11 protein-coding genes are annotated in these 12,464 nt (G+C 44.8%); 1 reads left to right on the top strand and 10 read right to left on the bottom strand.

The genetic code is table 11. The features are described 5' to 3' along the window. Positions 1 to 4: 4 nt before the first annotated feature. The 8 genes from L3V37_RS15260 to L3V37_RS15295 form a co-directional block, all read right to left on the bottom strand. Entirely contained in the window at positions 5 to 1,189 is a 1,185-nt protein-coding gene (locus tag L3V37_RS15260; protein ID WP_086046751.1) for a glycosyltransferase, read from the bottom strand. Between the two features lie 144 nt (positions 1,190 to 1,333). After that, positions 1,334 to 2,404, bottom strand: a complete 1,071-nt coding sequence (locus tag L3V37_RS15265) for a glycosyltransferase family 4 protein (protein ID WP_237306547.1) — start codon at positions 2,402 to 2,404, stop codon at positions 1,334 to 1,336. Continuing rightward, positions 2,379 to 3,905 (bottom strand): sigma-54 dependent transcriptional regulator, encoded by a 1,527-nt coding sequence (locus L3V37_RS15270; protein ID WP_237306548.1) that lies wholly within the window; start codon positions 3,903 to 3,905, stop codon positions 2,379 to 2,381. Before L3V37_RS15270 ends, L3V37_RS15265 begins: the two co-directional genes overlap by 26 nt. A 308-nt stretch (positions 3,906 to 4,213) precedes the next feature. Then, complete coding sequence (locus L3V37_RS15275; protein WP_005377636.1) at positions 4,214 to 4,594, bottom strand: Hpt domain-containing protein; 381 nt, start codon at positions 4,592 to 4,594, stop codon at positions 4,214 to 4,216. A gap of 11 nt (positions 4,595 to 4,605) precedes the next feature. Next, complete coding sequence (locus L3V37_RS15280) at positions 4,606 to 5,292, bottom strand: AAA family ATPase (RefSeq protein ID WP_005377635.1); 687 nt, start codon at positions 5,290 to 5,292, stop codon at positions 4,606 to 4,608. After that, complete coding sequence (locus tag L3V37_RS15285; RefSeq protein WP_017820662.1) at positions 5,292 to 7,394, bottom strand: SLBB domain-containing protein; 2,103 nt, start codon at positions 7,392 to 7,394, stop codon at positions 5,292 to 5,294. The genes L3V37_RS15280 and L3V37_RS15285 overlap by 1 nt, the downstream gene beginning before the upstream one ends. Further along, positions 7,391 to 8,257, bottom strand: coding sequence for an OmpA family protein (locus tag L3V37_RS15290; RefSeq protein ID WP_005377631.1), 867 nt, complete (start codon positions 8,255 to 8,257; stop codon positions 7,391 to 7,393). Before L3V37_RS15290 ends, L3V37_RS15285 begins: the two co-directional genes overlap by 4 nt. Positions 8,258 to 8,283: 26 nt before the next feature. After that, positions 8,284 to 8,604 (bottom strand): STAS domain-containing protein, encoded by a 321-nt coding sequence (locus tag L3V37_RS15295; protein WP_017634929.1) that lies wholly within the window; start codon positions 8,602 to 8,604, stop codon positions 8,284 to 8,286. Positions 8,605 to 9,024: 420 nt separating this feature from the next. Between L3V37_RS15295 and L3V37_RS15300 the strand changes: the two genes are divergently transcribed. Beyond that, a complete protein-coding gene (locus L3V37_RS15300; RefSeq protein WP_017634928.1) occupies positions 9,025 to 9,870 on the top strand; it encodes a DNA ligase in 846 nt (281 codons plus the stop codon). A gap of 15 nt (positions 9,871 to 9,885) precedes the next feature. Here the strand turns inward: L3V37_RS15300 and L3V37_RS15305 are convergent, their stop codons facing one another. Both L3V37_RS15305 and L3V37_RS15310 read right to left on the bottom strand, forming a co-directional pair. Then, positions 9,886 to 10,884 carry a DUF3080 domain-containing protein gene (locus L3V37_RS15305; protein ID WP_237306549.1) on the bottom strand — a complete coding sequence of 333 codons (999 nt, stop codon included), beginning with the start codon at positions 10,882 to 10,884 and terminating at the stop codon, positions 9,886 to 9,888. Positions 10,885 to 11,018: 134 nt separating this feature from the next. Beyond that, a complete protein-coding gene (locus L3V37_RS15310) occupies positions 11,019 to 12,389 on the bottom strand; it encodes an MATE family efflux transporter (protein WP_005377626.1) in 1,371 nt (456 codons plus the stop codon). Between the last annotated feature and the right edge of the window lie 75 nt (positions 12,390 to 12,464).

Raw genomic sequence — 12,464 nt, forward strand, 5'->3', positions numbered from 1 at the left:
CTCCTCAATTGATGCTCAACCAGCGTGAAAGAGGCTTCATGCAGTGAGTCATTGGCATTGGTGTAATGGCGTTATTATTAAGTTCACCTTCGTAAATACGTTCAATAGCGTTGATAGATGCAGTCGTCGTTAAGTGCTGGCTAGCATGTAGGTAAGCGTTTTCCGCCAGCTTGTTTCTTAATGCCGCGTCTTGCATGACTTGTTGAATCGCGTTTAACAGGCTCGCCATTCCACTGTTCTGGTACAGCAATGCAGAGTGATTATGCTCGAACAACTCAGGAATGCCTCCCGTTTTAGGAGCCACGATGGGCAGTTGAGCTAAAGCCGCTTCCCCGAGCACGAGACCAAAGGCCTCTTCATAGGCGCCGCTAATAAAAGCGTCTGCATTACCACACATCCACGCTCCAGCATTGTGTTGCTCTCCGACAAAGTGCACTCGTTCTTGGATACCAAGATCTGCGGCAAGCTGTTGCAATGCTTCTCTTTCTTCGCCGTCACCAACAATAACAAGGTGAGGGTTGTGGTGGTGGTAGTTGTGCATGCGCATTGCCCGAATAAGGCGGTCAAACCCTTTGCGCTTAATCAGCGAACCCACCGACAGAAAGGTAAAGGCCTGTGATGGGATTCCGAGGCGATCTTTAATGTCTATGGGTGTATCCACGCCTTGAAGTGAAACGCCGTTGTGTACGACATGAAGTTGGTTTTGTGGGTAGCCGTCCTGAAGAATTTCGCGTCCAACATCTTTGCTAACGCAAATCAATTTTGGAGAGAGGTGAAGTCCGAGAGAGAAGCGATCGCGCAATGTATAATGGCAATGAAGTTGCGTGACAAGTGGTATATGATTCATGCGAGCAGCCAAACACATCCATTGACAAGGGCCGCCGCTATTGACGTGTACCAAGTCGATGTTGTGCTTTTCGATCAAATCTGAGCCTTGTTTTATAAGGCTATTCCACCCGCTAATATCCCAGCGTGGAGCGCTCCAACCACCCACCAAATTGAAGGCTGAATGTTCCGCTTCAATTCCGAGCGATTGGCACTTATCGATTAATGGTTGGCAGTTGGACCATACGAATGGCTCAAACTTATCGCGGTCGATTCCTGAAATGAGATCCAGAAGCACCACTTCACTGCCGCGAATCCAATTATCACCATAATGAACATATAGAATGCGTTTTGGCGTAGTCATAAGTCACCTCTGTCTCATCATTAATCTGCGTTAACTGCTGAGCTGCAATAGAGATGCCAAAATATGCCATTAGTTTATGTGATTGAATCTTATATGATATTTATGTTTGGAACTCATCATTCTCATATTGAGAACCAATATGGATTAGTGATCCGTTTCAATTTGATATTTTTGTAGCAATACGGGAATCACACTTTGCGCTGAGAAATCATCAATGATGGTTTGTCGAGCATTCTGGCGAATGAGTGATTGTTGCGCTTCACCAATCGACATCCAGTCATGAAGACATTTAGCAAGAGAGGGAATGTCTTCGACGATAAAACCATTTTTACCCGTTTGGATAATATCTGGAAGACGACCTACACGTAAGCTCATCACGGCAATGCCTCTCGACATGGCTTCAAGCGCCGCCATTGGAAGACCCTCATAACGAGAAGAGATAATAAGTACGCTGATATTTTCCCAAACACCTTCCATATCGGTTTGATGGCCGAAGAAAGTCACATTTGGAGGGGCAGCTTGATTAAGCGACTCTTTTTCCGGGCCATCACCGTACACACTAAACTGTAATGTTGGACAGAGCCTCGCTACCTCAATAAATTGATCGGCGCCTTTTTCCTGACTCAATCGGCCGACAAAAGCGATCTCCTGATAGTTGAGTTGACTGTCGGGAATCGAAACAAAGTTATTCAGCAGTTCTGAAGAACAAAAAACTTTGCGCTGAATACTTGGACTGACAGCAAAGCAATGGTCAGATAGGCTGCCTGAGCTTCTATCAAGCCAATCGTATAGCCATAGCTTTCCTGAGGACGATTCACCAGCATGATAAGTTGAAATCAAACGAGGAAACGTACGGGTGAGCAGTTTGGCGCAGCGCGACAAAATCGACGCTTTATAACCATGGGAGTGAACCACTGAGGGTTGGTGATTGGCGACGGCGCTTGTTAGGTGTTTAATTTTTAAAGCTTTATTGGGCTCGCCAGACAAATAGTTTAAGTAACTCACAGGGATCGCGGCTTCTTTTGCCTTCTGTACAATTTGAGCGGCTGGCGAATACTCAGTGGTTAGCACAACTCGAGCTTTGTTTCCAAAGGCGATTAATCCCCGAGCTAGCTCGATAACGTGACTTTCAATACCGCCGAATAGACGGCTATCAAGCAAGATCCAAATTTCACCAATGGCAGGTTTATCAAGATTGTTCGAGATTAATTTCATCCGCTTCCCACGCTTGTTTTTTTCGGTAAACCGTAGATGGGCTTAACTCCAGCATGACAGCGGCGTTGAGGACGTTGCCATCACAGTACGCAATTGCGTTTTGAATTGCTTCACGCTCTACTTGCCACATAGGGCGAATGGTTCCATCAGAGTTAAAGTACGGTGAGGTAGCAGCAGAGGACGGTGTACCAGGCTGCTCCGCTGCGGTAATCGACGGTTCGACCGCAGAAGGTGAAGGTTCCTCAGTATAAACAGGTGGTGGTGTGATTGGTGCAATGTTTGTTGACTCTTGAGCAACATGCGCAGGCGTCGTTGTTTTCGTCACTTTAGACTTTTTAGTAAGTTGAGCGGGTAGGTGGCTCACCGTGACTTTTTCGTCGTTATTAAGCACCACAATGTTACGTATGATGTTTTGTAGTTGCCTTACATTACCCGGCCATTCGTAATGCTTGATGATATGTTGAGCTTCACTGTCGATTGTTGAGAATTTCTTTTTGTCCTGTGTGGCGTAAGTGGTCAAGAAGTGCTTGGCAAGCGTGACGATGTCACTTCCTCGTTCACGTAATGGGGGCATATCGATAGGTATAACGTGCACACGGTAGTATAAGTCTTCACGAAAACGACCTTCTTCTACTTCTGTTAATGGATCTCGGTTAGTGGCACAAATGATTCTCACATCCACTTTCATTTCTCGAGTGCCACCAAGAGGGGTGTAAGTGCCCGTTTGTAGAAAGCGGAGCAACTTCTTTTGCATCTCAAGTTCCATTTCACAAAGCTCATCAAGAAAAAGCGTACCACCATGTGCCAGCGTCGCCGCACCTTTTCGATCTGTTGTCGCTCCAGTAAAGGCTCCTTTAACGTGACCAAAAATCTCACTTTCCATCAAATCTCGTGGAATAGCCCCACAGTTAATTGCAATAAAAGGCTTGTCTTTACGGTCACTCTGGCGGTGGACGGCTTCAGCACAAACTTCTTTACCTGTGCCGCTTTCTCCCACAATAAACACACTGGCAGAAGTTGGCGCAACAGCATCAATGGTCTTGTATACCGCCTGCATCGGGAGGCTTGAACCGATGAATCCGTGATAGTTGTGGCGATCAAACTTGGACTGAATATTTTCCACCAAATCTTCCAATTTGGCGCGTTTAAGGTGCAATGCAACTGACGTTTTTAGGCGATCAGCGTTTATGGGCTTTTCTAAGAAATCTTCCGCACCTTTTTGAATTAGATTAACGGCTAAGTCGACGCTGCCGTGCGCCGTAGCAATAATAACGGACGTAGGAATGTCATTCTGGTTGATCCAATCCAGCACGTCTTCGCCAGACATGTCGGGCAGTTTCAAATCGAGAATGATGAGTTGAGGTTTGCTTCTTTCAATAAATTGAATCGCTTCGCGACCTGTCTCGACATGAAAAATGTCATAAGGTTCGTCTTTCACATACTGCTTATAAAGTATGGCTAGTGAAGTAGAGTCCTCTACCAGTAACACCCTTGGTCTCATAGTCCCATCCCAACGTAGTTTGTTTCATTTTTTATGATTTTTGTCAGCACTACTATTTGGCATTATGAGTGGTTTATAGCTCTCTAGTGCTGAAAATTCTCAATTTGAGAAAAGCGTTATTTAAGTATTAGCACAAGGTAGGAAATTTGCGAAAAATCCATACTTTTTAATTGATTAAGTTATGCCCAAATAATTTCAAGGTGTGTGGCTTGGCGAGGGTGATTGAATTTGGAGCCTAAGTTTCTGAGATGATGTCGGCATCGCGCTTTATCAAACGCGATGCTTCGCTAGGGAGTAAGACACTGATACTACTCAAACCCTTGAGCTTTTCGCTTTTCTAACGCATCAAACGATTCATTGGCGAGTTGAGGAAGTGTTTCACAAAGCTCCAATGCTTTTGGTATTTTTCCTTCGACACAGTACTTCTCAATCATTCTTGCTTGTCTTGAAAGCGTTCGATTGCCTAGAGCGAGAGCAGAACTGCCCAGTGTGTGAACCTCGAACTCTAATGTTTGAAGGTCTTTTGTGCTTAATGCTTGCTCTATTTTCTCCATGCGATCGCGTGACTCTTCGACATAGTGATCAATCAAGGTAGGGATGATTTCGGCGCACGTATCTTTGATCATTTGCTGAAGAATATGCTCATCCACTAATTCTTGCTCGATAGTCAATGTGTTATTTATCGTCATAATAGCGCTCCCTATAACATAAACAGTTCGCTTTTTTTAATTTGCTGAGACAGTTTTTCTTTCCACTTTTTTGGTAAGAAACGCAGCTTGGAAACTTGGCGGATTAACTCATCTTTCAGGCTTGGAGTGTGCTTCATGTTCAGTACAGAACCAATCAAGTTCGCATCGCTAGCATCGAGTAGCTTTTTGGCTTGCTCGAGCTGGGTTGCAGTCGTAGAGCCATAATGCGCTACTAACAAAGTAGCATCACATACGCCAGCAATCACTTGAGGCGCAATATTGCTTCGGTTGACACTGAGAAGTGGTGATGTATCTATCACGACGCGCTCGTACTGCGTTAACCATTGTGCAATGTTTTGTTTCAGCGTTGTTGGGTCTCGGTACGCTAACTGAGTACTGGCGAGAGATGGAGCAGGGAGGCCGACTAAAGTTTGGTGTGTATTCTCTCGTGTGATCAAATGGCCAACCTTCTCGTCATCATCAAATTCGTGAACAGTGTGATAAGCGGGTTTGAATAAGTTAAGGTCTACATACAAAGTATTGTGGCCTGCTAAAACCAAGCGCTCTGCAAGAGATGAAGCCACGGAAGTGACACCATCTTCAGATTTACAACCCACAACACAAATCGTTTTGTGGCCTTTCTGTTCACTCTGAAGATAAATTTGCTCAATCTCAGCGTGAGTTGCAGGAATAGTCATTACAACGCTCCTATTAACACGATGGTTGTGGTGATTTGTAAAATATCTCTTAGTCCGGCCCTCGCTTTTTCAACAAAGCTTTCGTCTTTATGGGGAATGTAAATTGTGTCGCCTGCGCGAATGACTGGCAGCTCATAAATGTTGGCTGTTTTACTAAAGTTCACCAAATCAAATGTTCGGGCTTGGCCTTGGCAGCAAGACATATTGACCACACTGATCTTTTCAAGGTAGGCATTATCAGTTGGTCCTCCTGCTTCCGCTAAGAGATCAAGCACAGTCATGTTGTCATTGAATACGTACCGCCCTGGGTCTCTTACTTCACCTAATACGCGTACCGTGGACTCTTTTGAACGATCTAACCAGTTTTTGTTTTTTTCTGGAATGTAAATGGTATCACCGGGACGAACGTGGGGCAGAATTGACTCATCGCCTGTTTCAAAGTACATCGATAAATTCAATTTACTCACTTTGGCATAACCTAGGCCTCGGTGTGTGACACGGATGTTGTGAATATCTGCATCCATTGTCGGTCCATCGGCGGCAGACAAAATATCCAGAAAATGCATATCTTCGGTGAAACGATAGCGCCCAGGTGCATTGATTTGCCCGAAAACGTATATCGATGCGTCAGAGCTTTGGCTTACCCATTGCGACTTATTATCGGATGGGTCGTCAGGCAATGCATGTACCCTTACGACTGTACCAGCGGAAACTTGAGGTAGGCTTGATGTTGGTGAGCCATCCAGAATGTATTGGTCTAAGTCAAATTGTGTCATTTGACCGTTATTGGCGACTTCAATTTTGGTGGTATCAGCTCGTCGAGTTGGGCCTCCAACGTGTGCAAGCAGGTCAATCAAATCCATTTCGTCTGACCACTCGATGCGTCCAGGGCGAACAACTTCTCCCATCACTGCGACCGCTCGACTAGGTGCTACTTTTAACCAAGACTTCTCATTGAAATCGGTTTTCTCCGGTACGAAAATCGCGTCTCCCGGTCCAACATTTGGTGGTCTGGCTGAAGATAGTCCTTCTGTATGCGCGGTAAGATCGAATTTGATTACTTTGCCATCGGCTTTTATAACGCGAATTTGGCGAGATTCTGCGTAGCGAGTGGGCCCGCCAGCGTTGGCGAGGATATCCATGAAGCTAGCGCCTTGCTTGCCTTCGTATGCCCCAGGATGGGCGACTTCACCCATCACGTAAACCACATTTGCACCTGCTTTGATTTCTTCTTCCTGTTTTGGGACAAAGATGGTGGCACCTGGCAGGATCTCCGGCAATAGGCTTTGGTCTCCAGTATCAAGGTACTTTTTCAGGTTAAACATGGTTGGGTTATTGTTTGTTATCACGCGAATTTGCTCAACACTGGCATATCGTGTCACGCCGCCAGCTCGCATTACGACATCAACTAGCGTGGTGTTTGGCTTGTATGAGAACGAGCCAGGTGCGTTGACTTCACCAAAGACTTTGATTGCACGAGCGGAATCTGCGCTGTCACCTGAATTCGCGAGTTTTGCTGCATCAAACTCTTGCTCAATATTCCCTACGAGTGGGGAAGCGGGGACAAATAAGACATCCAGTGATTCTAGTTTTGGCAGTTGGCTATTGTCACCCGTATCAAGGAAGCGTTTGTAGTCAAATTCAATGTTTTTATTTCCACGTTTCACGATCATTTTATCAAGCTGAGCCCCAGCGCGCAGGCCGCCAGCTTCGTACACAAACATTTGAATGTTGGACCCAGAAGGTAAGGTATATTCACCGGGTTTGACCACGTAGCCTTGAACGGACACTAACAACTGTTGCTGTTTAATAAAAACTCGAGCGTTGTTAACGTCACGATACACGGTCTTTAGCCTGTCGATAATCACGTCTTGGAGTTGTTGTTCATTGTAGCCGGCCACTAATACAGGGCCGACTTCTGGTAAATTAATTCGTCCACGACGATCAACCTGAAACCCTTGGTTTAACGACGCCTCTCCAGGTAAGTTAATCTGTATTAAATCACCGACCTTAACAGTATTGCTCTCATCCGCTATGGAAGAAGGTACCCACGCGACCAGACACAACAACATTAAGAGGATAAATGGTTTCATCGTGTTCATAGCGCGCCTCCTGCCGTTGGGTTGCGGTTTATTGAGGTATCGCTATCTGAATTAGGGCTAATAACCTCGATGCTTACTCGACGATTAGTTAAACGCACGGCGGATGTTTCACCTTCATAGAGTGGCAGGTTATCTCCGACAGATTTGGTAGTGACTCTCTCTGAAGTGATACCAAATACGGTTAGGTAACGCTTTACTTGTTCCGCACGCGCTTGAGCAAGTTTCTGGTTGTAATCGGGTGTTCCAGTTGCATCCGCATGCCCCGTTACTACAAGAGATAGGTTAGGGTGGTCACGTAAAATGTAGGCTGCTTCTGCCAAATGTCCCATGTACTTCGGGTTGATTTCAGCTGAATCGACAGCAAACTGGTTGTCGATATTAAGAAGTGCATAGATATCCGAGACTATGTTTAGGTCGCTACGCAGCGCTTCAATATCATCGGGCGGTGTGCAAGTGGTTTGGCTCAGTACGTAGTCGAGTTGTTGTTCGAGCTGGTTTAAGCGTCGACGCTGAATCACAAGGTCGTTGGCAGCGTCGAGTAAAAGCCCACCTTCTAACTCGCGCGCAATTCTATTTTGTTTTTCAAGGGCCTGAACAACTGCCGCAGGAAAACACCAGCGCGCGCCCTCTTGGATTAGTGCGTCTAGATGTAACTTGGTCAATTGCCAATCAAACCTTAACCCATGTTCTGGACCTAAAGGCTCGTCAGGCATCACGGGGGAAAACTGATAATTCTCGATCGAGATATCTTGATAGCTTTCCGCCAAGCCACCTTTCCCGTGTTCTGGGTAGTCAAACGACGAACAACCAAACATGCCGACAACAAGACCGCTTACTGCATATCGTCGTATAAGATTTACCATGCCAACCTCCGTTTAAACCGGTATTTTTAGTGTCCTTTTGAGTTAACGGGAATGGCATGGTTGATACGAAGCAAGCTCATGATTTCTAAAGGTTGGCCTGATACGTTTTCAATACTCATGCTTCTTTCACGTTCAACTAGACGCTTATATAAGTAAACAATGGCACCAATCCCTGAAGAATCAAGAAATTGGACGTGCTGTAGGTTAATTTCGACTTCTTTGTGATGATTGTTGTGAATTACTTCATCAATGTGATGTTGTGCTTGTCGACAGCCACTTGCGTCTAAGTCACCAAAAAACTCAATGGCTAACTTGTCTTGATTGATTTCTAGTTTGCGTAATTCCATGACTCTGTCTCCGTTTGTTTTTCTAATTGGATATAGAGCAGGTAACGTGCCAATTTGAAATTAATTAAAAATCAAATAGTTAAATATTGTTAATGATATTGTTCAATTTGAGAAAGGACTGATTCTCAAATTGAGAATCAAAAACGCACACAGAAATGGTTTGCTTATAAGAGGTGTTGAGCCGAAAGAAGTCGTTAGAGCGGGGGGCATCATAATTAGATTCCACCTCGATTGACGAACCATCCGCCTTACGTGAATAACGTGTAACGACTAAATGCAAAACCTGTCATAAAGTTTATGATTATCTTTGCAAATTATTACTAATGTTGATTGTTATGAGTCGAAGAATAACTAGTAATAAATAGGTCATCGAGAGGACTTACGTTTCAATAAAGGCGATTTTTTGTACAAGGTCTTCTTATGCCATTAAAAATGACATTAATTGCGTTGGCTGTTATGGCAGCGTCTTCACAGCCTCAAGCGGATACTTCTCTCGCACCACCAGTTTCTCTTGCACAAAGCTATCAGGATGGCATTGATGTGTCTGAATATTGGTATAGCGAAAAACTTGATGGTGTTCGCGCTTATTGGACTGGGCAACATCTCGTGACGAGAAATGGTAATCGAATCTACGCCCCAGATTGGTTTACAGGACCTTTACCTGATTATCCGTTGGACGGTGAACTTTGGGCTGGGAGAGGTAATTTCCATCTTGTTCAGCAAACGGTGTTAGATAAAACTCCTGTAGAGTCTGCTTGGCGACATATCGACTTTATGATCTTTGATATGCCATATTCCGCTGGTGATTATCGGAAGCGTTATTACAACATCAAAGACTTAGTGCTTGAAGTCGACCAGCCTCATATCAAATATGTCGAGCACCGAGCGATTCAAAATGAAGCTCATCTGTTTACACAGTTGGATAAAATTTCAATATCCGACGGTGAAGGGGTGATGTTGCGGAAGGTATCAAGCCGCTATCAGGCTGGACGCGGTAGTGATTTGCTTAAACTAAAACGATACGCAGATGATGAAGCGTTAGTTGTGGGTTATAAGCCAGGAACAGGGCGCTTATTAGGTATGATGGGAGCAATGTTAGTTCGCTTACCAAATGGCATTGAGTTTTACATCGGTAGCGGATTTACCGATGAAGTGCGTCGCCAGCCTCCGAAAATTGGTTCAACCATTACATTTAGATATAACGGTTTTACACATACTGGTAAACCGCGTTTTGCTCGATTCTTGCGTGAAAGGTTGAAGGAATAGAACGCTCTGCACTTACTAGTTGCCAACGGTTACGCCACATCGTTTGAAGAGACCCTGCCAAAACTGAACGTGGTTTAGGGTTTCTTGCCTAAATGTCCTATGTGCCTCAATGATGCCATACTGGTGACCATGGAGTTGCATACGGTTCTCCACCAAAGTGGCACCATCATTAAGTTGTTGATAGGTACTGTCTAAATAAGCCAAATAAGGTTGCACTTCTTCAACGTAAATGGATTGAAAGACATTTCTTAAGTAGCGGAACTGGGTGGTGTCTCTGTTCGGCCCGCACAATACATTGCTCTGGTTCTGCTCAAGTAGCTGAGTTGTCGCTTTTAACCAAAGGGATGTGTTTACCATTGAATAGTAAAGTCGTCCGAGTAAACGAGATTTCTCTAACTCTTCTTGATATTGCGTGACTTCCACATCGGGTAGACGTGAGACCGCGCGGTGGGGTAAATCATACATTTCGCTGAAAATACGATAGACATCGTTAATGCGTGCAATATCATTCGTCGTATTTTGAGATAGCCAATCAGAGGCAGTTAGTTGCTTTTGCATGGCATCACTTACGAGTAGTAAGTTGTCGAGATGAATGTCTAAATGTTGCCACTTGGTTGAGTAAAGCTCTGTCAATGTCGCGCGTTCTTCATCGCTAAGTGGAAACTCGGATAAACATCGATTCATGACTCTTAAAAGGGCAGTTTGATAATCAAAATCATGAAAGGCATCCTGCACCTTTCCAAGTTGTGAGTTTTTCTCGGCAAGTAAATTAAAGAGTCCGCATTGTCGTAATTGATAGCTCTCTAGCAGGCCAATAGATAGCCTTGGCAATGGCTCGAACAAAACGCGTTTCGCAGGAATCGTTACCGTAGACTGTAATTCTATTGGAATAGCAGGAACTTCCAATACATTGGCTACACGTTGATGATACTTATCAAACATGGCGTTCTCTGGATTGAACCAGTTATCACAACCATTAAGAATCAAGATTAAGAACAATAAAATAGACCGCACAAATATCCTTTTTTATAACTTCGTATCCGTTGTCTAGAGAGCAAAATCAACCGCTTCGTAATCTTGTTATAAGTATACTCAACCGTGTGATTATTCGATCAAAAAAGCCAGCGGATGCTGGCTTTTTTTACTTTTTATTGAACTGAAAAGTTCAATTGCACTTCTGGCTCTTGGCGATGCATCCAACGCATTCTGACGCCTAACATAAAGGCCGCAGAAGATAGGCCGATGATAAAACCAAGCCAGAAGCCTTGTGCTCCCATTGGCTCAACAATCCAGTCTGTACGGCCAAGGACGTAACCAATTGGCAAGCCAAGAATCCAATAAGCAATAAAAGTACGGTTGAAGATGGCTCGCATGTCTTTATAGCCGCGTAATGCACCAGCTGCGATCACTTGAACCGCATCCGTACATTGATAAACAGCGGCAAACACGAGCAGGTGCATCGCTAGAGTGATTACCTCTGGGTTGCTAGTATAAAGCTCGGCGATCCACTCGCGAGACAAGACGGTTAGAATCGCTGTGAGAACGGACAAAGCTAGACCAACCATAATGCCGACTCGTGACGCTACGCGCGCGCCATCTACGTTTTCTTCACCAAGTCGATGGCCGACACGAATGCTTACTGCTGCACCAATACTCATTGGTAGCATAAATACCAACGAGGAGAAGTTAATCGCGACTTGATGCGCTGCCACAATGATAGGACCCAGTGGTGAAACGAGCAGTGCAACAACAGCAAACAGTGTCACTTCAAAAAACAGCGCTGCTGCAACAGGAAAGCCGAGCTTGAATAGACGAACTTGCGCTTTCCATTGTGGGCGATGCCATTCTCCAAATAGGTTGATGCTTTTCAATCGCTCTGATGTCATCACATACAGCAATAGCATGGCAAACATGACCCAGTAAACAATCGTGGTTGCTACACCACAGCCAACACCGCCTAATTCAGGTGCACCAAACTTGCCGTACACGAAAATCCAGTTTAGAGGAATGTTGAGCAGCAAACCGATAAAGCCAATAACCATTGCCGGTTTCGTCAATGACATACCATCCGTAAAGCTTCTAAGCGTTTGGAAAAGTAAAAAAGCGGGTACTGCTAATATAACGGCATGAATGTATCCCACCGTTTTTTCAGCCATCAGTGCTTCAACATCCATCAGCCCGAGAATAAACTGGGTTTGAAGCAGGACTGCAATTATCGGCACACTGATCAGCAATGCCAAAACGACGCCTTGCTGAATTTCAAACGGGATTTTCACTCGACGACCAGAGCCATTTAACTGTGCGACAACAGGAACCAATGCCATTAATAAACCCACCCCAAACAAAATGGATGGTAGCCAAATACTTGAAGCGACAGAAACCGCAGCCATGTCGGTGGCGCTAACGCCGCCAGCCATTACGGTATCAACAAACCCCATACCAGTTTGAGCGACAGATGCGATCAATACCGGGGTCGCCAATTTGATAAGACTTGATGCTTCTTCTTTATAGCGATGCACGAAAAATACTCCAGAGCGGAACAATAAGTTGAAAGAATGAGAGTACTCGAGGGCAAAAGATGTGGTGAACGGATC

Source organism: Vibrio sp. D54 (genome assembly GCF_021728075.1).
Classification (GTDB): domain Bacteria; phylum Pseudomonadota; class Gammaproteobacteria; order Enterobacterales; family Vibrionaceae; genus Vibrio; species Vibrio alginolyticus.